This is a genomic window from Herbaspirillum sp. GW103 (assembly GCF_000261365.1).
Lineage (GTDB): Bacteria > Pseudomonadota > Gammaproteobacteria > Burkholderiales > Burkholderiaceae_D > Herbaspirillum.
Map to the genome: position 1 here is coordinate 327,977 of NZ_AJVC01000004.1, position 26,624 is coordinate 354,600.

Here is a 26,624-nt window from a genome sequence, read left to right on the forward strand (position 1 = left end):
CAAAATGCGCCAGCTCAAGCTGAGCACTGTCCTCCCCGCCCCGCCTGCAAAGCGCGAACATCATCGGCAATGGCCTGCACCGCCTTCCCGACTGCCCTCTGCGTGGCAGCGACGAGATCGGCATTGGCAGCGCCTGCCACCCGCTCCACCACCGTCAGGCGGCACGCCGCGCTGCGACGGTCATCCGAGCGCGTGATGGTCCAGCCGAAGCTGGCCTGGACCTGGCCGTTGCGGGCTGCGTCGAAATCGCGCAATTCCACATTGATGCGATAGCTGGCCTGGTCCGCCGGTCGGCCGCCGCGCGAGACGTCGATGGCTCCCAGCCTTGCCGCCACGCCCGCAGACAGCGCATCGCGCAACTCATTGTTGAAGGGCGAGGACCAGCGGTCCTGTTCCAATACCTCCACCCGTGTAGCATCGCTGCGCACCACCAGTTGCGGACGCGCCAGGCGGTCGGGCACGGACACCGGCATGACTTCGATGAAGGTCTGCGGCCCCTGGCTGGTCGTACGTACGGACGCGCCGCCATCGGCCGGGGCCGCCAGCGTGTAGAAGCGCGTCGGCGGTGAACTGCCGCAGGCGGCCAGCAGGGAAGCGGCCAGTACGGTCGCCACCAGGGTCTTGAGGGAGAACGAAGTCTTGTCTTGCATCATGGCTCCTGTTTGCCCCGGATCAGCGCTTCCGGATGCTGTTGCAGGTAATCGGTGAGGATACGGATCGAGGCCGCAGCCTTGGACAGTTCCTGCATGGTCTGGCGGATGTCCGACTGCAGCGGTGCATCATCGGAGAGCGTGCGCTCGGCGGCATTCAAGGTCTTGCGGGCATCCTTCATGGTCGCCTGCATCTCCGGCGCGATGTCGTTGTTGATGTGTGCGGCCGTCTGCTCGGCCGTAGTCAAGGTCTTGTTCAAGGTCTTCAGAGTCGTCTGCAGATCGCGACCGATCTCGTCGAACGGTACCTTGGAGAGCTTGCCCGCAATGTCGGAGAGCTGCTTCTGCAGTTCGTCCAGGCTGCCCGGGATGGTCGGCAGCTCCAGCGGCACCTTGTCCGGATCGATCTGCGCCGGCTTGGCCTTGGGGAAGAAATCGATCGCCACATACAGCTGACCGGTCAGCAAGTTGCCATTGCGCAGCTGCGCACGCATGCCGCGCTTGACCAGCATGCGCAACAACTGCGCGTTGGAACGGCGCTGCTCGCCGGTCTCTTCGTGGAAGCGGCGGCCCAAACGATCCGGATAGATCTGCACCAGCACCGGCATGCGGAATTCACCGCGCGCCTTGTCGTACTCCACGCCGATGCTCTTGACCTCGCCCAGCACCACGCCACGGAAGTCCACCGCCGCACCCGGCTGCAGGCCGCGCAGGGACTGGTCGAAATACAGCAGGGCCGTTTGCGGCGCGCCATCCGGCTCCTTCATGGCAGTGCTTTCATCTTCCACCAGCGCATACTCGGTGCCCTCCTTGGCCGGTGGGCTCACGTGCTGTTCATCGCGCTCGCGGAAGGCGATGCCACCCAGCACCACCGTGGAGAGCGCCTGGGTGTGCAGCTTGAAGCCGCTGGCGTTGAGTTCCATGTCGAAGCCGCTGGCATGCCAGAAGCGCGAAGCCTGGGTGACAAACTTGTCGTAGGGCGCATTGACGAAGATGCGCAGGGTCACCCCCCGACCATCGCTGTCGAGGTCATAGGCGACTACCTGACCGACCTTGATGCGCCGATAGAAGATGGGCGAGCCGATATCCAGCGAACCCAGGTCATCGGTATGCAGCACGAACTGCCGTCCCGAGGCATCGCGCGTGACGATGGGGGGCTGCTCCAGGCCGACGAAGTCTTTCTTGGTCTCTTCCGAGACACCGGCATCGGCGCCGATGTAGGCCCCCGAAAGCAAGGTGCCCAGGCCCGAGATGCCCGAGGCGGCAATGCGCGGACGCACCACCCAGAAACGCGTGTCCTCGGCATTGAAACCGGAAGCGTCCTGGTTGAGCTGGATGCCCACCAGCACGTGCGAACGATCGGCGGCCAGCTTCAGGCTCTGCACCTGGCCGATCTCGACATCCTTGTACTTCACCCTGGTCTTGCCGGCCTCCAACCCTTCTGCGGAACGGAAGCTGACCGTGACCATGGGGCCGCGCTCGACCAGGATCTTGGCCACCAGCGTCAGGCCGACGATGGCCGCAACGATGGGAATGAGCCACACCAGCGAGGGCAGCCAGTTGCGCTGGCGTGCGCGGCGCGGTTGCAGCAGCGCCGGCTTGTCATCGGAATGATCGGGTGGAGTCATGCGGTTTCCTGTGGCTTGTTGACGTTGTCATGGGGAGAAGCAGTATCGGGGAGCGGCTGGCCAGGTGCAGGGAAGGCTTGATCGGTCTCGCGCTCGTCCCAGATGAGGCGCGGGTCAAAGGCCAGCGAGGCCAGCATGGTCAGCACCACCACTGCGCCGAAGGCGGCGATGCCGATACCGGCGTGGATATTGGCAAAGCCGTGGATCTTGACCAGCCCGGTCAGGACCGAGACCACGAAAACATCCAGCATGGACCAGCGTCCGATGGCCTCGACCACGCGATACAGCCTGGCGCGTTGCAGACGGCGCCAGCGACTGCGGCGACGGGCCGAGAAAACCAGGATGCCCAGCGCCACCAGCTTGAACAGCGGCACCAGGAAACTGGCCACGAACACCACCAGCGCAAGGCCCCATTCGCCGGATGTCCAGAAATAGATGACGCCGGAGAGAATGGTGTCGCGCTGTTCATCGAACAGGGTACGGGTCACCATCACCGGCATCATGTTGGCCGGGATGTACATGATGCAGGCCGCAATCAGGAGCGCCCAGGTACGGGTGAGGCTATCGATCTTGCGTACGTGCAGCCGCGCATGGCACACGCCGCAAGCTTGATGGGGCTGGGCCCCTTCCCACACGGTGCCGCAGTGATGGCAGCCGATCACGCCCAGCGCAGCGGCATCCTGCACGGGCAGGTCTTCATCCGGCTCTTGAGTGAGGTCGGGCGCATGCGATGTCACCTGGCGGGTGAAGAAGCTCATGCACCGACCTCCTTGTCACCGTATTGCCCGGCTTGCTGCTGCTCCCACACGTGCCAGAGGTAGCGTGGATTGAAAGACACCACGACCGTCAGCAGCACCGTCAGTCCACCGAAGGACCACAAGGCCGGACCGGGGATGACCTCGGCCATGTTGGACAGCTTGATCAGCGCCACCAGCACGCCCAGCATGAACACCTCGATCATGCCCCAGGGCCGTGCCACCTGCATGAGCCGCAGCAGCAGCACGAAGCCGGGCGGACGTGACTGGCGTCCCCCCGGCAGCAATAGGTAGAGCAACACCCCCAGCTGGATCAGCGGGAACAGCAAGGTCGTGGCCAGCACCAGCAGGGCCACCTCCGACATGCCGTCACGGGTCAACGCCACCACCGCACCGATCAGCGTGGTCTGGCTGGAGAGCCCCTGCAGCTCGATGGTCACGATGGGAAAGGCATTGGCGATCACGAACAGGATCAGCGCAGCAATGGTCAGCGGCAGCAGGTGCTGCAGGCGGCGACCGGTATCACGCTCCAGTTCGGCGCCACAACGCAGGCAGCGGGCGACCTCGCGCTCGCCCAGCGTCATGCGCTGGTAGACGGCGTCGCATTCTTCGCAAACGATGAGGTCGGTACGTTTCTGCATGGATGTTGGCGGTTATTGACTATCCCTCCGGGGTGGCGGAGGCGTCGGCATTCTGTTGTTTGTTCTTCGTGGCAGGCGACGCAGAGACCGGTGCCGGCGCAACAAGTCAACCCTGGTTGGCAAAAGGACTACTGCAGCGCTCGGTTTGGAGCATTTTCACCCGGCGGCGTTCCATCCTCACAAGGAATTGATATGGCAGCAATGCAGATAAATGACCAACCGGTTATTAACAAGACGATTCTAGCAACGAATTTATTGGAATGTGCCTTTCTTTTACGTGTGTCAACCGTGTGTAAAAAAGATAGCCCTTGACAAGCGGATGCCCAATCTTCTACATTGCTCGGATGAACTCCGCAGCAACCACCTCCATCCGCCACAACAGCGCCAGCAGCCTGCTAGCGTTGCTATCGGTGTCGCTACTACTAGCCTCGCGCTAAAATCCGTTTTCCTGTCGTATCCGCTGACTTCACGCGATCCGGCAAACCCACAAAATCCAGCAGGTCCGGCAGTACAACCAGGCAGTGACGCGCGTTCCATGATGAAAGCCGACGTCGCCGCCCACCAGGCCAAGCATATGTATTCGATGATCCGCACAATCTGCAACCAGCGCGCGCAACTGCCCCAGGCAGGCGCCCCGCTGCGGGAGATGCCGCCTCTGGCTCTATGAAGGGTTGCCTGGCCACGCGCTCGTGGCAGCCAGGCAACCCGATCGGCCACATCTGACGCACTGAAGCATTCACGTATCCAAGCACTGAAGCATTCCACGCCATCCGGAAACCAAGAGGTCCATCATGATGTTAAGCAACCCCGCCGCCAAATACCGTCCCTTCCCTGCCATCGACCTGCCCGACCGCACCTGGCCCGGCAAGGTCATCGACACTCCGCCGATCTGGATGAGCACCGATCTGCGCGATGGCAACCAGGCCCTGATCGAACCGATGAACGCCGAGCGCAAGCTGCGCTTCTTCGAACTGCTGTTGAAGACTGGCCTCAAGGAAATCGAAGTCGGCTTCCCCTCCGCCTCGCAGACCGATTTCGATTTCGTGCGCAAGCTCATCGTCGAGAACCGCATCCCCGATGACGTCACCATCATCGTGCTGACCCAGTCGCGCGAAGAACTGATCCGCCGCACCGTCGAATCGCTGGAAGGCGCCAAGAAGGCCATCGTCCACCTGTACAACTCGGTGGCGCCGGCCTTCCGCAAGATCGTCTTCAACATGTCGCGCGAGGAGATCAAGAACATCGCCGTCACCGGCACCCGCCTGGTCAAGGAACTGACCGATGCGCGCCCGGGCACCGAATGGCGTTTCGAGTATTCGCCGGAATCCTTCAGCACCACCGAGCTGGATTTCTCCAAGGACATCTGCGATGCCGTCTGCGAAACCTGGGGTGCCACGCCGCAGCGCAAGATCATCCTGAACCTGCCCTCCACCGTCGAGTGCGCCACCCCCAACGTCTACGCCGACCAGATCGAATGGATGTGCCGCAACCTGAAGCACCGCGACAGCGCCATCATCTCGGTGCACCCGCACAATGATCGCGGCACCGCCGTGGCCTCGGCCGAGCTGGCCGTGATGGCCGGCGCCGACCGCGTCGAGGGCTGCCTGTTCGGCAACGGCGAGCGCACCGGCAACGTCGACCTGGTCACGCTGGCATTGAACCTGTACACCCAGGGCGTGAACCCGGGCCTGGACTTCTCCGATATCGACGTGGTGCGGCAGGTGGTGGAAGAATGCAACCAGATCCCCGTTCACCCGCGCCACCCGTATGTCGGCGATCTGGTCTTCACGGCCTTCTCCGGCTCGCATCAGGACGCGATCAAGAAGGGCTTCGCCAAGCAGCAGCCCGACGCCATCTGGGAAGTACCCTATCTGCCGATCGACCCGGCCGACCTGGGCCGCAGCTACGATGCCGTCATCCGCGTCAACAGCCAGTCCGGCAAGGGCGGGATGGCCTACCTGCTGGAACAGGAATATGGCCTGGCCCTGCCGCGCCGCCTGCAGATCGAATTCTCGCGCGCCATCCAGCGCGAGGCCGATGCCACCGGCAAGGAAATCGCCGCCTCCGATATCCACGCCATCTTCCAGCGTGAATACCTGGAGCGCGTAGAGCCCTATGTCTACCGTGCGCACCGCATGTCCGAAGACAGCTCCAAGGCCGAATCCATCAACATCGAAGTTGACATCGTACGCAATGGTCAGCCGGTCACCGTGCGCGGCAGCGGCAATGGTCCCATCGATGCCTTCGTGCATGCGCTGGGCCTGGACATCAAGTTGATGGACTTCCATGAACACGCCATCGGTGCCGGCGCCGACGCCAAGGCTGCCAGCTATATCGAGCTGCGCCTGAACGAAGCCCCGACCGGATTCGGTGTGGGCATCGACGCCAACATCGTGACTGCCTCCTTCAAGGCCGTGCTGTCTGCCGTGAACCGCCAGATTGCCATCAGCGAGAGCGCCAACCAGGCTGGCTCCGCACAGGCCAAGGCTGCCTGAAACGGAATCCGGCCGGCGATCCCGGCCGCTTTCTGAACGCGACGCCGCCCTACCGGGCGGCGTTGTTGCATCCCCCTCCCCCGCCCTCTTGCCGTCTGACGCCGTTGCACGGCCGCCACGTTGATGCGCGGCAATCTGCGCTGATCCTCGTTTTCCCTGACGCCGGACAAGTTCGCAGAATTTACGTGTGCCAAACGTTCTCAATGTACGTAACTGGCTTATTATTGCTTCCTGGTCGTCATACCAGTTAAAAGTCACATGCCACGTGTGACATCTCTCATCAGCAAGCCGCATCCACATTTTTCGGGGGGAAAATCATGCGCTTCAACAATCTCAGCATTTCCATACGACTCACACTCGCGTTCTCGGTACTGATCCTGGTGATCGCCGCCATCGTCACGCTGGGCCTGGCCCGCTTGAGCAACATCAACCAGGCGCTGGACCTGGTGGTCAATGACCGCTACAAGAAGATCGACATCATCAACAACATTTCCGGCAGGGTCGACGATGTCGCCATTTCACTGCGCAACCAGCTGCTCATGAGCGATCCGGCGCAGATTGCCAATGAGCAAAAGAATATCGAGCGCCTGTCCGCAGAGAACACCAAGCTCTACGATGAACTGGGCAGCCTGATCGTCAATGCGGAGGCCCGCGCCAAGTTCGAAAAGGTCACGCAAACGCGCAAGAGCTACGCCGCCCTGCGCAAGGAGATCGACCGTCTCTACAACAGTGGCGAGAAGGATGCCGCCATCAAGCTCATGCTGGAGCAGATGATGCCGCTGCAGAAAGTCTATTTCGGCCATCTCGATGCGCTCTCGGACATGCAGCAGAAACTGATGGATCAGTCGGTTGCCGATGCCGAAGCCATCTACAGCTCCACCCGTACCATCATGCTGGTCTCCGGCCTCCTCTCGGCGCTGTTCGCCGCCTTCATCGCCTGGACCATCTCGCGCAGCATCACCCGTCCGCTCAGCCGTGCCGTGGAAGTGGCCGAGACCGTGGCGGCGGGGGATCTGACCGCCGTCATCGCCGCCCACTCCAACGATGAAACCGGCCGACTGCTGCAGGCGCTGGCGGCCATGAACCAGAAGCTCAAGGCCATCGTGCAGGAGGTGCGGCGCGGTACCGACTCCATGGTCACCGCCTCGACCCAGATCGCCAGCGGCAACCTGGACCTGTCCTCGCGCACCGAGGAGCAGGCCAGCGCCCTGGAAGAAACCGCCTCCTCGCTGGAACAGCTGACCTCCAGCGTCAAACAGAATGCCGACCACACCCGCAAGTCCAGCGAGCTGGCCGGCAACGCCACGCAAGTGGCCAACCAGGGCGGCCAGACCGTCAAGCAGGTGGTGCAGACCATGGGCGCCATCAATGATTCCTCGCGCAAGATCGTGGACATCATCTCGGTCATCGACGGCATCGCCTTCCAGACCAACATCCTGGCGCTGAATGCCGCCGTGGAGGCAGCACGCGCAGGGGAACAGGGCCGCGGCTTCGCGGTGGTGGCGTCGGAAGTGCGCGGCCTGGCCCAGCGTTCGGCCACCGCCGCCAAGGAAATCAAGGAACTCATCAATGATTCCGTCGGCCAGGTCACGGCCGGCACTGAACTGGTGGCACAGGCCGGCAGCACCATGGATGAGGTGGTCCACAGCATCGAGCAGGTCAGCCACATCGTCGGGGAAATCTCGGCCGCCACGCGCGAGCAGAGCGATGGCATCGAGCAGGTCAACCAGGCCATCATGCAGATGGACAACACTACCCAGCAGAATGCCGCGCTGGTGGAGGAAGCCGCCGCCGCCGCGCAGGCCTTGCAGGATCAGGCGCAGCGACTGCTGGAACTGGTGAGCGTGTTCCGTCTCGATGACCTGGGCACGGCACCCGCACCGGCTCCCGTGGTGCGCGCCGCACCGTTGCGCACGGCGACACCGGCATCGACGACGGCCCTGCCGGGCAAGCCTGCCGCCACCAAGCCGCCCGCAGTCCGCGCCGCGGCTGCCGCGCCGGCACCACGCGCGCTTCCGGCCACCACCAAGGAAGGCAAATCGGAAGAGTGGGAAACCTTCTGAGAGGTCAAAGTCGGTACCGCCACCAGGGCCGGCTGCGGCCCTGGTGGCGGCTTGAAGACGCAAGCAAGGCCATCAGCCCTGGCGGGCCAGGCGTATGCCGCTGACCTGCCAGCGTGCGCTGGCCGGGAAGAAATTGCGATAGGTCAACCGTGCATGGTTCAGCGGCGTGGCCGAAGATGACCCACGCAGCACGTACTGGTTGACCATGAATTTGCCATTGTATTCACCTACCGCACCCGGTGCGGCGGTGAAGCCGGGGTAAGGCCCATAGCTGCTGCTGGTCCACTGCCAGGCCACGCCAAAAAATTCACGTCCGCGCCCATGCAGCCGCGCGGCTGCATGTTCCCACTCGGCCTCGGTCAACAGACGGGCCTGAGCCCAGCGGGCATAGGCATCGGCCTCGTAATACGAGAGATGCACGGCAGCCCGATGCGGCTGCAAGGGCTGTACGCCATACTCGGTGAATTCGCGCCACTGGCCGTCGGCGCCGCGGCGCCAGTACAGGGGATGCGACAAGCCAGCCTGCCGCTTCCATTCCCATCCCTCGGACAACCACAGTGCGGCATCGTCATAACCGCCCGCCTCAACGAAGGCCAGGTATTCGGCATTGTTCACCAGCCGCGAAGCGCACTGGTAGGGCTCGACGAACTGGCGATGGCGCGGCGTCTCGTTGTCGAAGCAAAAGCCGCCACCGGCATGACCGATCTCGACGATACCGGCCTCGATGCGATGCCAGCGCAGCGCCAGCTCGGCCGGGTCGTCCAGCTGCAGGTTCATCGGCAGGGGTTGATAGGCCGGTTGCAGCGGGTTCATCGACAGCAGGAACTTGATGTCGGTGAGCATCAGCTCCTGATGCTGCTGCTCGTGCTGCATACCCAATTCCAGCAGCGCAAGGAAACCCGACAGTTGCGGATGCGCGCTGCCCGCTTCGCCGGGTTCCGACTCCAGGGCATCGATGAGCAGCAGCATGCGTGCATCGACCTGCTCGCGATAGGCCAGCACCTCCTCCAGCGCGGGCCGCGTGAGCAACCCGCGCTGCGGACGCGGAAACTTCTCGCCCACGCCCTCGTAGTAGGAATTGAAGAGCACGCGGAACTGCGGATGGAAGGGCGTAAAGCCGCTCTGGAAACGCTCCAGCAGGAAGGTTTCGAAGAACCAGGTGGTGTGGGCCAGGTGCCACTTGACGGGGCTGGCATCCGGCATGGCCTGCACGCAGCAATCCTCGGCCGAGAGCGGTTCGGCGATGAGCAGGGACTGCCGGCGCAGGCGCCGGTAACGGTCGCCCAGGCGCTCGCGCGGGCGTTGATGGAGGTGCTGGACGGCAGCGTCGATGACGGCATCGATGGTGGCAGCGGTGGCGGCAGTGACGACGGCCTGGTCGTCTTCGCCTTGCGTGGTGGTGTCCTGGGTAATGACGGAAGGCATCCGGTCTCCTGCAAGAATCATTGAATCAATATGGGCCAGCGCCACCTAGCGCGCCTGCGCATGGCAGACCGCGAACCAGCGCCGCTGGTCAAACCACAGGCGGCAATTGCCGAATCCGGCTTCTTCCAGCAGGTCCAGGATGTCCTGCTCGGTGAACTTGTGGCTGTATTCAGTATGGATGCGCTCGCCCTGATGGAAGGTGCGGCGTCCGCCCGGCCAGCGCACGATCAGGTCGCGCCGCGCTTCGAGGTGCATTTCGATGCGCTGCTGGCGGCCGTTGTAGAAGGCCACGTGGCGCCAGTCGCGGGGGCTGAAGTCAGCCCCGATCAAGCCGTTCACATGGTTGAGCAGGTTCAGGTTGAATGCCGCTGTCACACCGATGGCATCGTCATAGGCCGCTTCCAGCACGCGCGCATCCTTGACCAGATCCAGCCCGATGAGAATGCCGCCATCGCTGGCACCGGGCGGCAAGGCCGCACGCACCCGGCGCAGGAAGTCCAGCGCCTGGCGTGGATCGAAGTTGCCCAGCGAGGAACCGGGATAGAAGAACAGGCGGCGTTGCTGTCGCACCGTTTCCGGCAGTGCCAGCGTGGCGGAGAAATCCATCGCCAGCGGCAACATGGGCAGTTGCGGGAAGCGCTCCTGCAAGCCGGCCACCGACTGGTGCAGGAAATCGGTGGAGATATCCACCGGCACATATTGTTGCGGCTGCAAGGCCTCGAACAGCGCGGCGGCCTTGGCGCAATTGCCGGCGCCCAAGTCGATCAAGGTACAGCCCTGGCCGATGGCCTGCGCCATGGTCTGCTGATGGGCGGCGAAGATGGCGGCTTCGGTACGGGTGGGGTAATACTCGGGCAGAGCACAGATGGCTTCGAAGAGCTTGCTGCCCAGCGCATCATAGAAATATTTGGGTGAGATGGCCGCCTCGGCGGCGGTGAGCCCGGCCAGCAGTTCATCATGTGATGTGCGCTCTGCTGGCGCGGCCTCCCGGCGGGAGGGGATCAGTGCGGGTTGGGCCAAGCGAATCTCCTTGCCTGTCATGGGGTTGGGATGATGCGGATGCCTGCTGCTGCGCTGCGCCGGTCGAGCTGATCGCGCTCGAATCCGCATACTGTAGCAGGGCAAGGCAGGCAAGCAATGGCTGACGAACAACATCGCGTTGTGAGACAAGCTGCGCGATGTCTGCACGGACTGTCTATACTTATGCCTCTTCCGATTAAGGCAAGCCCGGTTGGTTCAACGCAACCCGCAGTTTTTCCCGGCGTTGACCGGCGACTCTGGCCGTGCGGCAACATGCACGCAACGATTGGCCCGGCAGCCTCAACAGCTCATCCATGTCCATGTCCTCCACGACTCCTTCCCGCATCGACTCCCCTGCCACCGACGCCACGCCAGCCTCGGATTCTCCCACCGCCCGCAAATCCGCGCTGGCCGCACTGCGCGGACTGCTCCCCTTTCTCGCGCCCTACCAGAAGCAGTTCCTGCTGGCCGGCCTGGCGCTGCTGGTGGCGGCCGCAGCCACACTGGCCGTACCCTATGCCTTCAAGCAGATGATCGACCTCGGCTTTGGCGCGGCCGGCAGCAAGAGCGCCAGCCACATCAACCTGTACTTCCTGGCCCTGTTCGGCGTGGCCTGCGTGCTGGGGGTGGCCACGGCGGCACGGTTCTACATGGTGTCCTGGCTGGGCGAGCGGGTCACCGCCGACCTGCGCAGCGCGGTCTATGCCCACGTGGTGACGCAGAGTCCCGAATTCTTCGAAACCACCAAGAGCGGCGAAGTCCTCTCGCGCCTGACCACCGATACCACGCTCATCCAGGCCCTGGTCGGCACCAGCATTTCGATGGCCCTGCGCAATGCCCTGCTGTTCCTGGGCGGCATGAGCATGCTCTTCATCACCAGCGCCAGGCTGACCTCCATCATCATCGTCATGCTGGCGGCCGTGGTGCTGCCCATCGTCTTCTACGGGCGCCGCGTGCGCAAGCTCTCGCGCGCCTCGCAAGACCGCGTGGCCGATGCCGCCGCCATGGCCGGTGAAATCCTCAACTCCATGCCGACCGTGCAAGCCTTCACGCATGAAGAGATCGAGGCGCGCCGCTTCGGCGATTCCGTCGAGCGTGCCTTCCAGACAGCGATGGACCGCATCCGCGCCCGCTCGCTGCTCACCGTCGTAGCCATCCTGCTGGTCTTCGGTGCCATCGTCTTCGTGCTGTGGCTGGGCGCGCACGCGGTCATGCAGGGCCGCATGACCGGCGGCGAGCTGGGCCAGTTCATTCTGTACGCATCCCTGGTGGCCGGTTCGCTGGGCGCCCTCTCGGAAGTGATGGGCGACACCCAGCGCGCCGCCGGCGCCACCGAACGCCTGCTCGACCTGCTGGCGGCGCAGTCGCCGGTACAGTCCGTACTGCTGCCGGAACAACTGCCGCCACGCACCGCCAACGGCGCGGCCCTGAAGATCGAAGACCTGGACTTCCACTATCCCTCGCGCCCCGGCAGCGCATCACTGTCCGGCTTCTCGCTGGATGTGCGTGCGGGAGAGACGGTGGCCGTGGTCGGTCCCTCAGGGGCCGGCAAGACCACGCTGTTCCAGTTGCTGCTGCGTTTCTACGATCCGCAGCACGGCAGTATCCGGCTGGAGGGCGTGGACATCCGCTACCTGACCCTCCATGACCTGCGCAAGGCGATCGGCATCGTGCCGCAGGACACCGTGATCTTCTCGGCCAATGCCATGGAAAACATCCGCTTCGGTCGCCCCGATGCCAGCGATGCAGAAGTGATCGCGGCCGCCCGCATGGCCGCTGCGCATGAATTCATCGAACGCCTGCCGGAGGGCTATCAGTGCTTCCTGGGCGAGCGCGGCGTGCGCCTTTCCGGTGGCCAGCGCCAGCGCATCGCCATCGCCCGCGCGCTGCTGAAGAACCCGCCGCTGCTGTTGCTGGACGAAGCCACCAGCGCCCTGGATGCCGAATCCGAGCGCCTGGTGCAAAGCGCCCTGGAAGCGGCCATGGTCGGCCGCACCACGCTGGTCATCGCGCACCGCCTGGCCACCGTGCAGCGCGCCGACCGCATCATCGTGCTGGAACACGGTCGCATCGTCGAGACCGGCACCCATGCCGAACTGGTGGCCCGCGATGGCCTCTATGCCAGCCTGGCGGCATTGCAGTTCGAGACGCAATAAGGCATACGGCGGGGGCCGCCGACGCAATTTGAAGAAATCCCCTAGACTGCGCATCTCGGCATCTTCCCGATGCCATGACATGACAGGAGTTCTTGCATGAGCAGTCTATTGTTTTCGCCGCTGACCCTGCGCGGGGTCACCTTGCCCAACCGCATCGCCGTCTCTCCGATGTGCCAGTATTCGGCCGAGGACGGCTTCGTCAACGACTGGCACCTGGTGCACCTGGGCAGCCGTGCCGTGGGCGGGGCCGGCCTGGTCATCATGGAGGCCACGGCGGTGGTTCCGGAAGGCCGCATCACCAGCGCCGATCTCGGTATCTGGAAGGATGAGCACGTCGCGCCCCTGCGCCGCATCACCCGCTTCATCGAACAGCAGGGTGCCGTGCCCGGCATCCAGCTGGCGCATGCGGGCCGCAAGGCCAGTGCCCTGCGTCCCTGGGATGGCCCGGCGGCCAGTGTGCCGGTGTCCAAGGGAGGCTGGCTGCCGCAGGCGCCCTCGGCCCTGGCCTTCGATACCACTTATACCGAACCGCATGCCATGAGTACGGCGGAAATTGCCGCACTGGTGCAAGCCTTCGCCGAGGCCGCCCGTCGCGCCCTGGCCGCCGGTTTCAAGGTAATCGAACTGCATGGCGCGCACGGCTACCTGGGCCATCAGTTCCTCTCGCCCCTGAGCAATCACCGCACCGACCAGTACGGCGGCAGCTTCGAGAACCGCATCCGCTTCCTGCTGGAAACGGTGCAGGCGACCCGCGCCGTCTGGCCCGCCGAACTGCCCCTGCTGGTGCGCCTGTCGGCCACCGACTGGACCGAGGGCGGCTGGGGCGCCGACGATACAGTGGCCCTCTCGGCCCGCCTGCGGGAAATGGGGGTGGACCTGGTGGATGTGTCCACGGGCGGCAACCTGCCCTCGGCAGCCATTCCGGTCGGCCCCGGTTACCAGACCGGCTTTGCGGCGCGCGTGAAAAACCAGACCGGCATCGCCACCGGCACGGTCGGCATGATTACCGACGCCTTCCAGGCCGAGCACGTGCTGCGGACCGGCCAGGCCGACCTGGTGCTGCTGGCGCGCGAACTGCTGCGCGATCCCTACTGGCCGCTGCATGCCGCTCAGCAATTGCGCGAAGACGTGGCCTGGCCGCCGCAATACGTGCGGGCGGCGTCCAGCAAGACACCGTTGCGGCCGGATGTGCAATACGGCGGCAAACAGGACCAGGGCCTGACAAGCAGCGCCTGAAAGAAAAACTGCCGTTCAGCCTTCAGGCTGAACGGCAGTTTTTTGCTGGCTTCGCGTCGAGAGGCGATCAGCCCGGACGACGCCGTTGGCGCAAGTACTCGATGATCCCCGGCAGGATGGACAGGATCACGATGGCCACGATCAACAGGCTCAGGTTCTTCTTGACGATGGGCAGGTTGCCGAAGAAGTAGCCGGCATAGCCGAAGCTGGCCACCCAGGCGATGCCACCGATGACGTTGTAGAGGAAGAAGCGCTGGTAGGTCATCGCGCCCACGCCCGCCACGAAGGGTGCGAAGGTGCGCACGATGGGGGCGAAGCGGGCGATGATGATGGCCTTGCCGCCGTGCTTCTCGAAGAAGGCATGGGTCTTGTCCAGGTATTCCTTCTTGAAGATGCGCGAGTTGGGCTTGTCGAACACCTTGATACCCAGCATCTTGCCAATCTGGTAGTTGGTGCTGTCGCCCAGGATGGCGGCCACGATCAGGGTCAGCAGCATCAGGTGAATGTCATAGGCGCCGGTAGCGGCCAGGGCGCCGGTGACGAAGAGCAGCGAGTCGCCGGGCAGGATGGGCGTGACCACCAGACCGGTTTCGCAAAAGATGATCAGGAACAGGATCAGGAATAACCAGGGACCATAGGAAACGGCCAGTTCGGCCAGGTGACGGTCGATGTGGAGGATGAAATCGACCAGGAACAGAAGGATATCCATAAGCCTGTAGAGAGAGGGGAAGTGGCAGAAAGTGGGCATTGTACCAACAGCCCCGCCCCTCTCCGCGAATTTTGATGCAGTGCCGCAGCCACCCTTCCCGCCCCTCCTCCCCTCGCGCATTGATGAAAGTTTTTCCCTGTCGCGCAATCTGTTCATGCTCCACCCCAGCCATGGCCCAGGCCGCTGTGCCAGAGCCCGCTACCCGTGGGCTGTGGCGGCCGGATCGGGCGGTTTCACGGGAAGTCCCGGGTCAGAATGCTGCCGTTGACGCTCCTGCGCGGCTCCACTACAGTCGTTCGCACCGGCCTTTCCCCACTACGACAAGACCAGCCCACGCTGGCATCGGGGCCGGATCCCCCCAGGAGACCAAACCATGGATCTGAACCTGCAGGACCATCACGTCATCGTCACCGCCGGTGCCCAGGGCATCGGCCTCGCAATTACTGAAACGTTCATCAAAGCAGGCGCGCAAGTGCACGTCTGCGATATCGATGAGGCTTTCCTGGCCGATGCACGTGCCCGACTGGCAGGCGCGGCGGTGAGTTTCAGCCGTACCGACGTGGCCAGTCCGGCGCAGGTCGATGCCATGTTCGCCGACCTGGCCACGCGCTGGGACGGAAGACTGGACGTCCTGGTCAACAATGCCGGCATTGCCGGTCCCACGCTGCCGGTGGAAGACATCGATGCGGCGCAATGGGACCAGACCATCGCCATCAACCTGACCGGCCCCTTCCTCTGCACCCGGCGCGCCGTACCCATGCTGAAGAAAAACGGCGGCGGCGCCATCATCAATATTTCCTCGGTGGCCGGTCGGCTGGGCTTTGCCTTGCGCACGCCCTATTCGGCATCCAAGTATGGCGTCATCGGCCTGACCGAGACCTGGGCCATCGAACTGGGCCCGTCCAACATCCGTGTCAACGCCGTCTTGCCGGGCATCGTCGAAGGGCCGCGACAGGAGCGCATCGTGGCCGCCAAGGCGGCGGCCTATGGCATCGAACATGAAGAAATGCGCACACGCTTGCTTTCCAAGGTCTCGCTGCGGCGCATGGTCAGCGCCCAGGACATCGCCAACCAGATCCTTTTCCTCTGCTCGCCCGCCGGTGCTGCCATCAGCGGCCAGAGCCTGTCGGTGTGCGGCAACGTCGAAACGCTGGCCTAGCGCCCTTCCCCTTTTCTTTGTCCTCTCCAGGAGCACGTCCCATGGCCCAGCCTCGCAAAGTCATCATCACCTGCGCCGTCACCGGCGCCATCCATACGCCTTCGATGTCGCCCTACCTGCCGGTCACGCCCGAGCAGATCCGCGATGAAGCCCTGGCTGCCGCCGAGGCGGGCGCGGCCATCGTGCACCTGCATGCGCGCGACCCGCACAATGGCAAGCCGACCCAGGATCCGGAGGCCTTCCGCAAATTTCTGCCGCAGATCAAGGCCGCCTCCAACGTGGTCATCAACCTCACCACCGGCGGCGCGCCGACCATGGGGGTGGAAGAACGGCTGCAACCGGCGCTGCAACTGAAACCGGAAGTGGCTTCCCTGAACATGGGCTCGATGAACTTCGGCCTGTATGAAATGCTGAACCGCTTCAAGGATTTCAAGTACGACTGGGAACAACCCTACCTGGCCGGCTCGGACGACCGCATCTTCCGCAATACCTTCAAGGACATCGCCTACATCCTCGAGTCCTGCAGCGCCAACCAGACCCGCTTCGAGATCGAGTGCTATGACATCGGCCACCTCTACACGGCCGCGCACTTCATCGACCGTGGCCTGATCAAGCCGCCCTTCCTGATCCAGTCGGTATTCGGCCTGCGCGGCGGTATCGGCAACGATGTCGAAGATGTCATGCACATGAAGCGCACCGCCGACCGTCTCTTCGGCGATGCCTATTTCTGGTCGGTGCTGGGGGCCGGACGCGGCCAGATTCCGATTGCCACCATGGCCGCCGCCATGGGCGGACACACCCGCGTGGGGCTGGAAGATTCCCTGTGGGATGGCCCCGGCCAGCTGGCCAAAAGCAATGCCGATCAAGTGCGTCGTATCCGTACCGTGATCGAGGCGCTGTCCTTGCAGGTGGCCACGCCGGACGAAGCGCGTGACATGCTGCAACTCAAGGGCGGGCAGAACGTCGGATTCTGAAACAGGCCCGGCCTTGCGGGGAGCACCGGGACGGAGCAGCGTCTCCGGTGTTTTTCTTCATCTTGCTGCAATGACAAGCTGGTCCGGCATCGGGTGTTCGGGCGGTCGATACGCTACAATCCTTCATCTTTTGGCCACCCGGCCAGCCTCCCGAGCATTGCAATGAAACAATACCAAGACCTCATCCAGGACGTGCTAGAGAACGGCTCCTGGCAAGACAACCGCACCGGCATCCGCACCTTGAGCATTCCCGGCGCCATGATGCGCTTCGACCTGCAGAAGGGTTTTCCGGCGGTGACCACCAAACGCCTGGCCTTCAAGTCGGTGGTGGGCGAACTGTGCGGCTTCCTGCGCGCCACCCGCAGCGCGGCCGATTTTCGTGCTCTCGGCTGCAAGGTCTGGGACCAGAACGCCAACGAAAACGCTGACTGGCTGGCCAATCCCTTCCGTACCGGCACCGATGATCTGGGTCCGGTGTATGGCGTGCAATGGCGAGAATGGCCGGCCTACAAGCTGATCGACGCCGCGCACACCGCGCAGATCGACGCGGCCCGCGCCAAGGGCTTTGCCATCGTCTCCTCGCTGCAGGACAAGGGCGTGGAAAAAGTCCTGCTCTACAAGGCCGTGGACCAGCTGCGCGAATGCCTGGACACCATCGTCAAGAATCCCGGCAGCCGCCGCATCCTTTTCCACGGCTGGAACTGCGCGGTGCTCGATGAAATCGCCCTGCCCGCCTGCCATCTGCTGTATCAGTTCCTGCCCAACCAGAGCACCGGCGAAATCTCGCTCTGCCTGTACGTGCGCAGCAACGACATCGGCCTGGGCACGCCCTTCAACCTGGCCGAGGGGGCGGCGCTGCTGCACCTGGTGGCACGCCTGACCGGCTACCGGCCGCGCTGGTTCAGCTACTTCGTGGGCGATGCGCACATCTACGAAAACCATATCGACATGGTCAAGGAGCAGTTGACGCGCGAGCCCTACCCGCTGCCGCAACTGGCCATCGCCGAGCGCGTGCCGGAATTCGCCAGGACCCGCGAGTACGCCCCGCAATGGCTGGAACGGGTCGAGCCAAGCGACTTCTCGCTGCTCAACTACCAGCACCACGCCCCGCTGACCGCGCCCATGGCGGTCTGATCCACTTCGGCAGGCCACGGCATCGCATCGGCGCCGGCCTGCGCTTCGGGAGTTCGCATGTCCACTGCGCTGCTGCAACGACTGGGCCTGGCCCATCCCATCATCCAGGCGCCCATGGCGGGCACCTCCACCGTCACCATGGCCGCTGCGGCGTCCAATGCGGGCGCACTGGGCTCGCTGGCGCTGGGCGCCTCTTCGGTGACGCAGGCGCGCGAAGCCCTGGCGCAACTGCATGCCCTGACCGACAAACCCTTCAACGTCAATTTTTTCTGTCATCAGCCGGCGGTGCTGGACGGGGCGCGCGATGCGGCCTGGATCGCGCATCTGCAAGGGCATCTAGACGAATTCGGCGGCAGTATCAAGCTGCCGCTCAAGGAGATCTACCGCAGCTTCGTCGTCGATACCGAGATGCAGCAGCTGGTGCTGGAACTGCCCCCGGCAGTGGTGAGCTTCCACTTCGGTCTGCCGCAGGCGGGCGTGATCCAGGCGCTCAAGAATGCAGGCGTCTTCCTCATGGCCACCGCCACCAGCCTGGAGGAGGCGCGCCTGATCGAAGCGGCGGGCGTCGATGCCATCGTCGCGCAAGGTATCGAGGCCGGCGGCCATCGCGGCATCTTCGATGAACACAAGGATGAAGAAATCGGCACCTTCGCCCTGGTCCGCCTGCTGTCCACGCACTGCCGACTGCCCGTGATCGCCGCTGGCGGCATCATGGACGGCGCCGGCATCGCTGCGGCCCTGCAACTGGGGGCACAGGCAGTGCAGTTGGGGACGGCCTTCCTGCTCACCCGCGAATCGGGGGCCAATGCCGCCTACAGGAATTTGCTGAAAAGTTCACGTGCCCACCACACCCGCGTGACGGCAGCGATCTCGGGCCGCCGCGCACGGGGCATCGTCAACCGTTTCATGGAAGAAATCGACATATCGACTGCAAACCGCCTCCCTGCCTACCCCGCCGCCTACGACGCCGCCAAGCAACTGCATGCCCTGGCCAGCGCCAGGGACGTGCACGAGTTCGGCGCCCACTGGGCCGGCCAGGGCGCGGCGCTGATCCGGGATGGTTATACGGTGGGGGAACTGGTGCATCTGCTGGTGCAGGAGTGGCGGGCGCAGGCCTGAGCCTGCCCGTGTTCAGGAAACGGTGTCGGTGCGGGTGACGGTGTCGTCCGGAACCTGCTTGTCCTGCCAGCCGCCGCCCAGCGCCTTGTACAGCGAGACCGTGGCCTGCAGGCGCTGCAGCTTGATCTGGCCGAGCTGGTTCTGGGCTTCGGACAGGGTGCGCTGGGTATCGAGTACCACCAGCAGGTCTTCGGCACCGGCGCGGTAGCGGATCTCGGCCAGTTCGAAGGCGAAGCGCGCCTGGTCCACTTCATTGATTTTCAGGCGATAGCGCTCTTCCAGGCTGCGAATGGCGCCCAGCGCCTTTTCCACTTCCGACAACGAGGTAATGACGCGCTGCCGGTACACCTGCACCAGCTCTTCCTTCTGCGCTTCGGCCAGCGCCTGCTGGTTGCGCAGGTTGCCGCCATCGAAGATCGGCGCGATCAGGCTGGTACCGAGATTGGCAAACAGATTGGGACCATTGAAGAGCGACAGCAAGGCATTGCTCTGCGCGCCGGTGGAACCGGTGAGCGAAATACTGGGGAAGAGCGCGGCCCGTGCTACCGCCACATTGGCATTGGCGGCCGCCAGATTGGCCTCGGCGCGGCGGATGTCGGGGCGGCGGGTCAGCAGTTCGGAAGGCAGGCCGGCCGAGATGCGCGGCATCTGGATGCGCGCCAGACCCTTTTCCTCGACCTTGAAATTCTGCGGCGGACGGCCCAAGAGGATGGCCAGCGCGGTCTGCGCATCCTGTTCCTGCTGCTGCAGGTCGGGAATCAACTGGCGCTGGTTGGCCAGGGCCGAACGCTGGCGCGCCAGGTCCAATGGCGAAGCTGAGCCGGCGCGGCTTTGCGCCTCCACCAGGCGTAACACGCGCTCGGCATTGTTGACGTTCTGGCGCGCGATCTCCAGCCGGTCGCGCAATGACAGCACCTGCAGATAGGTGGAGACGATGCCGCTGGTGACGGTCAGGGCCACCGTCTCGCGATCGTAACGATTGGCACGCAAGGTGGCTTCAGCGGCTTCGACGCCCGCACGGTTCTTGCCCCAGAAATCGATTTCGTAGCTGACCTGCAGGCTGGCATTGGCGGTGTTGGTCGGTGTGCCGCCGGAAATGGGCATCTCGCGGCTGGCACCCGCGTTCAGTGCCACGTTGGGCAACAGTGGCGCCCCGGCGATGCGGGCCTGTGCCTCGGCCTGCTTGACGCGCGAGAAGGCGGCGGCGATTTCATAATTGTTGCGCTGGCCTTCCTGCACCAGTGCGGACAATTCACTGCTGCCAAACTGCTTCCACCAGTCGCTATCGGGCCACAGCTGCTCGGCGTGGGCGACGTCGGCGGAGGCGCCGCCGCCCCACTGGTCGGGCACCTGCATTTCCAGGATGGGATCGGGCTGCACGTCCCGCGTGACGCAGCCACCGATGGCCATGACCAGCGCGACGGCCATCGCCACCCGCGTCAAGCGGGGCAACGGGAAAGAAGTCAGCAGCAGTGAACTACGCAATGTCATGGCCTTGAACGTCGAAAAACGGAAAACGGAGAAACCGGGCCGCCCGGGCAGCCGTTACTGTACAGCAAGCCCTGCCGGCCGTGCGCGACTACTTGGCAAGCGCCGGCGGATTGGCCGGCAGCAGCACCTGCTCGCCCTCCTTCAACCCCGACAGTACCTGGGCGCGTTCGCCATCGCGAATGCCGATCTTGATCTTGCGCGTCTCCAGCGTGCCATCGGGCGCCACCACCTTGACACTCTGGGTGCCGTCCATGCCCGGCTTGGTCACCAGCGAACGCGGAATGGTCGGCACATGCTCGGCGCGCGCCAGCACGAAATACACGTCGGCACTCATGCCGCTCATCAGTTCGCGGCTGGGATTGGCCACGTCGAAGAGCACGGTGTAATACGCCTTCTTGCCCTGGCGTCCGGAGTCATCGGTGGGCAGCAGCATGATCTGACGCAGCTTGCCGCTCCAGCGCTTGCCGGGGTAGCCTGGCGTGGTGAAATACGCCGTCATGCCCTTTTGCAGGCGCGTCACGTCCTCTTCCGCGACCGGCACCTGCACCGTCATGCGCGAGAGATCGGCGATGCGCATGAGCACTTCCTGGTTGGCGCTGACCATCTGGCCGGGACGTGCATTGAGGGTGACGATGGTACCGCCGGCGGGGGCTTCGATGCGGGTCTGCTTCTGCACCGCCTCATCTTCGCGGATGGCCGCTTCGGTCTGCTGGATCTGGGCGTTGGTGGCGTCCACGCGGGACGCCGCCGCATACATGTTCATGCGGCTGGATTCATAGGATTCTTCGCGGGTGGCGTTCTCGGCCTTGAGCTGGGTCTGGCGCTGGAACTGCAACTGAGCAAAGTCGAGCTGGGCGTTCTGTCCGGCCAGTTCGGCCTTCAGGCGCGCCAGGGTGGCACGGTTGCTTTCGATGCGGCTGTTCTGCACGGCCGGCGCCACGGTGGCCAGCAGGCGCCCGGCCTTGACCGACTCACCGATCACCACTTCCACATCCGAGATCTGTCCGGCCACCTTGGAGCCGACATCCACGTAATCCTGAGCCACCACATTGCCGGTGGCGTTGACCACCTGTTCCAGGTCGGCGCGCTCTACCGCGACCGTCTCCAGCTTCACCGGAATCGGCTTGGGCGGCGGCGGTGGCGGGGCCTGGCGGGAATACAGCGCATAGCCGCCGCCCAGCACCAGCGCCAGGGCGATACCGCTCCACCAGGCTTTCTGCCGCGCAGGCGCATGGGTGGTCGGAATAATATGTGGAAGTGGTTCGTGCGGCTCGGTCATGTCACTGGCGGCAAGCGTTCAAGTCGGATTCAACAAGGCGTGATGATCCCTGCAAAACATGACGGCCGAATGTCTTCGGCCGTCCCTGTTGCGGTGCTGGCGCGCCCCCTCAGGCGGCCAGTACCGGTGCTTCGATGGCGCTGGCGGGTACGGCCTGCTGGCGGGCCGCGTGCCAGTCGGGATGAACCTCGGCAGCACCGCTCCAGACCGCCTGGTGCAGTTGCGACAGCAGGCCCGGCTCTTCCAGGATGCTGTTCTTCTGCTTGTCGTTGAGCGCGTCCGGTCCATCCTTGAGCGCACTACGCACCAGCTTCTCGCGCAGGTGCTGCGTCAGTGCCGGCACCTGCGGGTGAGCATGCGCGGTGGCGCACACCAGCGCATTGAACGACGGATCGACCACGGCCTCGACGAAGCCCGGCAAGGGCGGCGTCTGTTCGTGATGGCGCGCGGTCTCGCGCAGTTCCAGCGGCGGCGAGGTCTCTTCCGGGATCTTGAACAGACCGGCACGGCGGAAACCACGACCATAAGTTACCCGCGAAGACAGCACCGACACCGGCACCGAAACGGCCAGCGAACCGGCAATCGGGATGAGCCACCAGATGAAGGAGGGATTGAGCCAGTACACCAGCGCACCCCAGGCCACGCCCAGCACCGAATGCCAGCCATGGCGACGCACCGCCTCGCCCCAGCCGGTTTCATTGTCGGCCCGCGGCGGCGACTTCCAGCCGGCATTCCAGCCGAGGAAGGCCCCCAGCACGAAGCGCGTATGGAACAGCATGCGCACCGGGGCCAGCGCCATCGAGAACAGCAGTTCGATCAGCATGCTCACGAACAAGGCCAGCGCGCCACCGAAACCGCGTGCGCCCTTCACCGCAAACAGCAGCACGGCCAGGATCTTGGGCAGGAACAGGATGGTGGCCGTAGCCGACACCAGCGCCAGGGCCTTTTCCGGATGCCACTCGGGCCAGATCGGGAACAACTGGCGGGGCGCCGTGAAATATTGCGGATCGATCAGCGTATGGGCCGCCAGCAACACCGTGGAGAGGATCAGGAACAGGCCCCACAGCGGCGCCGACACATAGGCCATCACGCCAGTGACGAACACGGCGCGATGCACCACGTGCATGCCGCGCGCCAGGAACAGGCGGAAGTTCATCAGATTGCCCTGGCACCAACGGCGGTCGCGGCTCAACTCGTCGAGCAGATTGGGCGGCATTTCTTCATAGCTGCCATCCAGGTCATAGGCGATCCACACCGACCAGCCGGCGCGCCGCATCAGCGAGGCTTCCACGAAGTCGTGCGACATGATCGGCCCGGACAGGTTGCTCTTGCCCGGCAGCGGCGCCAGCGCGCAATACTTCATGAAGGGCTGCAGACGGATGATGGCGTTGTGGCCCCAGAAGTGCGATTCGCCCAGCTGCCAATAATGCAGGCCGGCCGTGAACAACGGGCCGTATACGCGCGTGGAGAACTGCTGGATGCGCGCATAGAGCGTATCGCGTCCGGCTGCACGCGGCGCGGTCTGGATGATGCCCGCGCCCGGATGGGCTTCCATCAGGCGGGTCAGCTTGGTGAGGCATTCGCCGGTCATGACGCTGTCGGCGTCCAGCACCACCATGTAGCGATAGGCGGCGCCCCAGCGGCGGCAGAAATCGTCCAGGTTGCCGCTCTTGCGCTTGACGCGGCGGCGGCGATGGCGATAGAAGATGCGCCCGAAGCCACCAGTCTGGCGGCACAGGCGATCCCATGCGGCGGTTTCTGCCGCGCAGATATCAGCTTCGCCGCTGTCGCTCAAGATGAAGAAATCGAAATGCCGGATCTGCCCGGTACGTTCCAGCGACTCGTAGGTCGCCCGCAGGCCGGCGAAGACACGCGCCACATCCTCGTTGCAGATGGGCATGACGATGGCCGTGCGGGCCTCGGGTGCAATCTCGGTATTGCCGGCCTTCTCATGCGAGATCAGGTACTTGTCATCACCACGCATCAAGACCAGGAAACCCGTCATGGCCGTCCAGAACCCGGCAGAGACCCAGAGGAACAGCAGCCCGAACAGGAACAACACCAGCATCTCCAGCGGCTTGGTGCCGTGATAGGGCAGCACGTCGCTCATGAAGTAGGTGGCCATCGAGGTCTGCAACACCATCAGCACCAAAAGCGTAATACGGCGCACGTTGCCCGTATGCTGCCAATGCCCCTTGGGATCGGGGGCCTCGGACTGGTCCAGGTGATCTTCGATGTAGCGCGGTTCGTCATCCACCGGCGGCGCGGCTTCGACCACCTTGGCGCGGCCCTTGCGGGCGCGGCGCCAGCGGCTGGGACGGCGTTCCAGGCGGCGGTTTTCTTCTTCCACCCAACGCGAGAACGGATTGAGTTCACCCCAGGGACGCGGCACCATGGACTTGCGCTGCAGAGGCGGCCCGACCGGAATGCGCGGCTGGCCGCGCTCCTGACCGATGGGTGGAACCGGGGCGCCCTGCACGGCCCGCGCAGCTTGCACGGCCGGCACCGCAACCGGCTGGGCGGCGGGATACATGAGGCGCAGGCGGGCATCGACCGAGGCTTGCGCCGCGGCCGGCACCAGGCTGGCATCGCGTCCGCTGGCCTCGGCCAGCACGCGGTGCAGGTCGACCACCGGATCGCCGGAGCCGATTGCACCCGCCCGCGCGGCCAGGTCCTGGCGTTGTTCAGGCGACAGCGGCAGGCACGCGAGGTAATCCTCCAGCGTCTGCGAGGCTGCCGAAGTCTGCCTTAGTTGGGGGGTAATATGTAGCTCCACGTTTCAGACAAGGTTGTGCCGCCATTGGCATTGCGCAGGAAACCGCGCAGCTCGACAGGCTTGTTTTCTTCCAGACGGCGCAGCTTGACTTCCACACGCCAGCCGCCGGTCACGTCATTCTTGCGGGTAGTCACGCTGGCCAGCTTGCCATTGGCATCGGCCTCGACCACCCCTTCCACCCGCGCGTTGGCGGGCAGCTTCTTGAGATTGCCACCATCGAAGTCAATCGCCAACTGCTGCACCTCATCGGTCTTGCCGTCCTGCTTGGGACGATAGCCATGGCCGAACAGGGTCTGGGTGACGAAGGCCAGCGGCGGGCGCTTCTCGTTGTCCTTCTGCCAGGACAGGCGGTATTCCACGTTCAGCGGCTGGCCCGGCTTGGGCAGCGTGTTGGGGATCCAGTAGGCCACGATGTTGTCGTTGGTCTCGTCAGGCGTGGGGATCTGCACCAGCTCCACGCGGCCCGAACCCCACTTGCCCTTGGGCTCGACCCAGGCGCTGGGGCGCGACTGGTAGTTGTAGTCCAGGTCTTCGTAGTGCGAGAAGTTGCGGTCGCGCTGCATGAGGCCAAAGCCCTGGGGATTGTCGAAGGAGAACGAGGTCACCAGCAGGCGCTTGGGGTTCACCAACGGACGCCACAGCCATTCGCCGGTCCCCGACTGCATGGCCAGGCCGTCCGAGTCATGCACTTCCGGACGGAAGTCGTCGGCCGGACCCGGCTGGTTCTCGCCGAAGAGGAACATGCTGGTCAGCGGAGCAATGCCCAGCTTGGTGACGTTGCTGCGCAGGTAGATCTGGGCCTTGACGTCCATGACCGTATCCACGCCGGGCTTCAACACGAAGCGATAGGCGCCGGTGGCGCGCGGCGAATCCAGCAGCGCGTAGATCACCAGGTCCTTGGCATCGGCGGCCGGGCGCTCCAGCCAGAATTCGGTGAAGCGGGGGAATTCCTCGCCCGAATAGAGCGCCGTATCGATGGCCAGACCACGTGCCGACAGGCCGTAGCTCTGCCCTTTCCCCATGGCGCGGAAGTAGCTGGCACCGTGGAAGGTCAGCACGTCATCCTTGACCTTGGCCGAGTTGAGCGGGAAGCGGATACGAAAACCCGCAAAGCCGATATTGCGCAGGGTGCGCGGATCGACGCTGCGATTGGCGCTGTAGTCGAAGAGGGCCGGACTGAAATGGATCTCGCGCACGGCGTTGCCCACCACTTCATTGATCTTGACCGGCTCGGTATAGCTGGCGCCAAGATGAATGAAGGACAGTTCGAAGGGCAGCTTCTGCGCGCGCCAGACCGACTTGTCATCGCGGAAGTAGAGCCGGCTGGCCTGCTCGTAGCTCAGGTCCTTGAGCGACTTGGGCAGGTCATCGGCAGGCTTCTTGTAGGATTTGCCGGCCAGCGCCTTGGCGCGGGCGGCCACCGTGTTGAAATCGAAGGCCAGGGCCGCCTGCGGCAAGGCCAGCGCCAGCAGACCCGCCAGGGCCGCCGGAGCGGCAAGGCGACGCCACCAGGCCCGTCGTGCGGCACTGCGCGGGGAAACAAGTCCCTCGCCAGGCCAGGAGGTGGTGTGAAGCAGCATTATTGTTTTGTCGGACATGCAGTTTTCTGGTTGATTGCCCCGGCAGACACTGGAAGCAGCGCCGCACCGGAAGGCAGGCGCTAGTTTACCCAAATGTGGCCGGGATTGTTCGCTAGTTCATATCGGGATGGCATGCTTGCGGCCGGAATGGCCCCAATGGCCAATGTTTCATGAAAGAAACTTCATTCGACCGCAAACCCGGCTTTAGCCCTCAGGGCAGCCGGCCAGTTCAGATATAAGGGCAGATGGCGCTGCATAAAGTTCCGTGTTGCAGCATGGCTGCTGTAACATTATGTTCTGTCGCGCCTGCCTCCGGCCCCGTGCCGGCCTGCTT

At 64.2% G+C, this 26,624-nt stretch carries 20 protein-coding genes; 9 read left to right on the forward strand and 11 right to left on the reverse strand.

The genetic code is table 11. The features are described 5' to 3' along the window. Window positions 1-14: 14 nt before the first annotated feature. The 4 genes from GWL_RS13665 to GWL_RS13680 are packed head-to-tail and all read right to left on the reverse strand — an operon-like array spanning window position 15 to window position 3,674. Window positions 15-653: a membrane integrity-associated transporter subunit PqiC gene (locus GWL_RS13665; protein WP_034350830.1), complete on the reverse strand. Its 639-nt coding sequence runs from the start codon at window positions 651-653 to the stop codon at window positions 15-17. Then, window positions 650-2,278: an intermembrane transport protein PqiB gene (locus GWL_RS13670; protein ID WP_008331135.1), complete on the reverse strand. Its 1,629-nt coding sequence runs from the start codon at window positions 2,276-2,278 to the stop codon at window positions 650-652. The genes GWL_RS13665 and GWL_RS13670 overlap by 4 nt, the downstream gene beginning before the upstream one ends. After that, window positions 2,275-3,036 (reverse strand): paraquat-inducible protein A, encoded by a 762-nt coding sequence (locus GWL_RS13675; protein ID WP_008331136.1) that lies wholly within the window; start codon window positions 3,034-3,036, stop codon window positions 2,275-2,277. Before GWL_RS13675 ends, GWL_RS13670 begins: the two co-directional genes overlap by 4 nt. Beyond that, entirely contained in the window at window positions 3,033-3,674 is a 642-nt protein-coding gene (locus tag GWL_RS13680) for a paraquat-inducible protein A (protein WP_008331138.1), read from the reverse strand. The genes GWL_RS13675 and GWL_RS13680 overlap by 4 nt, the downstream gene beginning before the upstream one ends. 535 nt (window positions 3,675-4,209) lie before the next feature. Between GWL_RS13680 and GWL_RS24040 the strand changes: the two genes are divergently transcribed. The 3 genes from GWL_RS24040 to GWL_RS13690 all read left to right on the forward strand — a co-directional run bounded on the left by GWL_RS24040 (window position 4,210) and on the right by GWL_RS13690 (window position 8,232). Then, entirely contained in the window at window positions 4,210-4,341 is a 132-nt protein-coding gene (locus tag GWL_RS24040) for a hypothetical protein (protein ID WP_008331140.1), read from the forward strand. 124 nt (window positions 4,342-4,465) lie between these two features. Then, window positions 4,466-6,169: a 2-isopropylmalate synthase gene (leuA, locus tag GWL_RS13685; RefSeq protein WP_008331142.1), complete on the forward strand. Its 1,704-nt coding sequence runs from the start codon at window positions 4,466-4,468 to the stop codon at window positions 6,167-6,169. Between the two features lie 317 nt (window positions 6,170-6,486). Next, window positions 6,487-8,232, forward strand: coding sequence for a methyl-accepting chemotaxis protein (locus tag GWL_RS13690; protein WP_008331144.1), 1,746 nt, complete (start codon window positions 6,487-6,489; stop codon window positions 8,230-8,232). Between the two features lie 72 nt (window positions 8,233-8,304). Here the strand turns inward: GWL_RS13690 and egtB are convergent, their stop codons facing one another. Continuing rightward, window positions 8,305-9,657, reverse strand: a complete 1,353-nt coding sequence (egtB, locus tag GWL_RS13695; protein ID WP_008331146.1) for an ergothioneine biosynthesis protein EgtB — start codon at window positions 9,655-9,657, stop codon at window positions 8,305-8,307. Between the two features lie 45 nt (window positions 9,658-9,702). Beyond that, window positions 9,703-10,677: an L-histidine N(alpha)-methyltransferase gene (gene egtD, locus GWL_RS13700; RefSeq protein WP_008331148.1), complete on the reverse strand. Its 975-nt coding sequence runs from the start codon at window positions 10,675-10,677 to the stop codon at window positions 9,703-9,705. A gap of 314 nt (window positions 10,678-10,991) precedes the next feature. On the opposite strand from egtD, the gene GWL_RS13705 reads away from it, so the two are divergent. Together GWL_RS13705 and GWL_RS13710 are read left to right on the forward strand one after the other, a co-directional pair. Next, on the forward strand, window positions 10,992-12,833 hold the full coding sequence (locus tag GWL_RS13705; RefSeq protein WP_008331150.1) for an ABC transporter transmembrane domain-containing protein: 1,842 nt from the start codon (window positions 10,992-10,994) through the stop codon (window positions 12,831-12,833). Window positions 12,834-12,929: 96 nt separating this feature from the next. Beyond that, window positions 12,930-14,069 (forward strand): NADH:flavin oxidoreductase/NADH oxidase, encoded by a 1,140-nt coding sequence (locus tag GWL_RS13710; RefSeq protein WP_008331152.1) that lies wholly within the window; start codon window positions 12,930-12,932, stop codon window positions 14,067-14,069. A gap of 67 nt (window positions 14,070-14,136) precedes the next feature. Here GWL_RS13710 and GWL_RS13715 read toward each other — a convergent pair whose 3' ends face one another. Further along, entirely contained in the window at window positions 14,137-14,778 is a 642-nt protein-coding gene (locus tag GWL_RS13715; RefSeq protein WP_008331155.1) for a DedA family protein, read from the reverse strand. Window positions 14,779-15,151: 373 nt separating this feature from the next. Here GWL_RS13715 and GWL_RS13720 point away from each other — a divergent pair, with 373 nt between their 5' ends. From GWL_RS13720 to GWL_RS13735, 4 genes are all read left to right on the forward strand, one after another. Next, the gene (locus tag GWL_RS13720; protein WP_008331156.1) at window positions 15,152-15,937 is read left to right on the forward strand and encodes an SDR family oxidoreductase; all 786 of its coding nucleotides are present in this window, start codon (window positions 15,152-15,154) and stop codon (window positions 15,935-15,937) included. A gap of 41 nt (window positions 15,938-15,978) precedes the next feature. Continuing rightward, on the forward strand, window positions 15,979-16,911 hold the full coding sequence (locus GWL_RS13725; protein ID WP_008331158.1) for a 3-keto-5-aminohexanoate cleavage protein: 933 nt from the start codon (window positions 15,979-15,981) through the stop codon (window positions 16,909-16,911). A gap of 162 nt (window positions 16,912-17,073) precedes the next feature. Further along, on the forward strand, window positions 17,074-18,045 hold the full coding sequence (locus GWL_RS13730) for a thymidylate synthase (RefSeq protein ID WP_008331160.1): 972 nt from the start codon (window positions 17,074-17,076) through the stop codon (window positions 18,043-18,045). 57 nt (window positions 18,046-18,102) lie between these two features. After that, window positions 18,103-19,164: a nitronate monooxygenase family protein gene (locus tag GWL_RS13735; RefSeq protein ID WP_008331162.1), complete on the forward strand. Its 1,062-nt coding sequence runs from the start codon at window positions 18,103-18,105 to the stop codon at window positions 19,162-19,164. A 12-nt stretch (window positions 19,165-19,176) separates the two neighbouring features. Here GWL_RS13735 and GWL_RS13740 read toward each other — a convergent pair whose 3' ends face one another. The 4 genes from GWL_RS13740 to GWL_RS13755 form a co-directional block, all read right to left on the reverse strand. Then, on the reverse strand, window positions 19,177-20,655 hold the full coding sequence (locus tag GWL_RS13740; RefSeq protein ID WP_034350833.1) for an efflux transporter outer membrane subunit: 1,479 nt from the start codon (window positions 20,653-20,655) through the stop codon (window positions 19,177-19,179). Window positions 20,656-20,743: 88 nt separating this feature from the next. Then, window positions 20,744-21,934 (reverse strand): efflux RND transporter periplasmic adaptor subunit, encoded by a 1,191-nt coding sequence (locus GWL_RS13745; protein WP_008331166.1) that lies wholly within the window; start codon window positions 21,932-21,934, stop codon window positions 20,744-20,746. A 109-nt stretch (window positions 21,935-22,043) separates the two neighbouring features. After that, window positions 22,044-24,710, reverse strand: a complete 2,667-nt coding sequence (gene mdoH, locus GWL_RS13750; protein WP_008331168.1) for a glucans biosynthesis glucosyltransferase MdoH — start codon at window positions 24,708-24,710, stop codon at window positions 22,044-22,046. Continuing rightward, on the reverse strand, window positions 24,683-26,308 hold the full coding sequence (locus GWL_RS13755; protein WP_008331171.1) for a glucan biosynthesis protein G: 1,626 nt from the start codon (window positions 26,306-26,308) through the stop codon (window positions 24,683-24,685). The genes mdoH and GWL_RS13755 overlap by 28 nt, the downstream gene beginning before the upstream one ends. Between the last annotated feature and the right edge of the window lie 316 nt (window positions 26,309-26,624).

What these genes read in the sequence shown, in the direction of transcription:
- GWL_RS13675 (WP_008331136.1), bottom strand. Translation starts at nt 3,036, where the DNA reads ATGAGCTTCTTCACCCGCCAGGTGACATCGCATGCGCCCGACCTCACT.
- GWL_RS13665 (WP_034350830.1), bottom strand. Translation starts at nt 653, where the DNA reads ATGATGCAAGACAAGACTTCGTTCTCCCTCAAGACCCTGGTGGCGACC.
- GWL_RS24040 (WP_008331140.1), top strand. Translation starts at nt 4,210, where the DNA reads ATGATGAAAGCCGACGTCGCCGCCCACCAGGCCAAGCATATGTATTCG.
- GWL_RS13740 (WP_034350833.1), bottom strand. Translation starts at nt 20,655, where the DNA reads ATGACATTGCGTAGTTCACTGCTGCTGACTTCTTTCCCGTTGCCCCGC.
- GWL_RS13755 (WP_008331171.1), bottom strand. Translation starts at nt 26,308, where the DNA reads ATGTCCGACAAAACAATAATGCTGCTTCACACCACCTCCTGGCCTGGC.
- GWL_RS13670 (WP_008331135.1), bottom strand. Translation starts at nt 2,278, where the DNA reads ATGACTCCACCCGATCATTCCGATGACAAGCCGGCGCTGCTGCAACCG.
- GWL_RS13725 (WP_008331158.1), top strand. Translation starts at nt 15,979, where the DNA reads ATGGCCCAGCCTCGCAAAGTCATCATCACCTGCGCCGTCACCGGCGCC.
- GWL_RS13735 (WP_008331162.1), top strand. Translation starts at nt 18,103, where the DNA reads ATGTCCACTGCGCTGCTGCAACGACTGGGCCTGGCCCATCCCATCATC.
- GWL_RS13715 (WP_008331155.1), bottom strand. Translation starts at nt 14,778, where the DNA reads ATGGATATCCTTCTGTTCCTGGTCGATTTCATCCTCCACATCGACCGT.
- egtB (WP_008331146.1), bottom strand. Translation starts at nt 9,657, where the DNA reads ATGCCTTCCGTCATTACCCAGGACACCACCACGCAAGGCGAAGACGAC.
- GWL_RS13730 (WP_008331160.1), top strand. Translation starts at nt 17,074, where the DNA reads ATGAAACAATACCAAGACCTCATCCAGGACGTGCTAGAGAACGGCTCC.
- GWL_RS13705 (WP_008331150.1), top strand. Translation starts at nt 10,992, where the DNA reads ATGTCCATGTCCTCCACGACTCCTTCCCGCATCGACTCCCCTGCCACC.
- GWL_RS13710 (WP_008331152.1), top strand. Translation starts at nt 12,930, where the DNA reads ATGAGCAGTCTATTGTTTTCGCCGCTGACCCTGCGCGGGGTCACCTTG.
- GWL_RS13680 (WP_008331138.1), bottom strand. Translation starts at nt 3,674, where the DNA reads ATGCAGAAACGTACCGACCTCATCGTTTGCGAAGAATGCGACGCCGTC.
- leuA (WP_008331142.1), top strand. Translation starts at nt 4,466, where the DNA reads ATGATGTTAAGCAACCCCGCCGCCAAATACCGTCCCTTCCCTGCCATC.
- GWL_RS13690 (WP_008331144.1), top strand. Translation starts at nt 6,487, where the DNA reads ATGCGCTTCAACAATCTCAGCATTTCCATACGACTCACACTCGCGTTC.
- GWL_RS13720 (WP_008331156.1), top strand. Translation starts at nt 15,152, where the DNA reads ATGGATCTGAACCTGCAGGACCATCACGTCATCGTCACCGCCGGTGCC.
- GWL_RS13745 (WP_008331166.1), bottom strand. Translation starts at nt 21,934, where the DNA reads ATGACCGAGCCGCACGAACCACTTCCACATATTATTCCGACCACCCAT.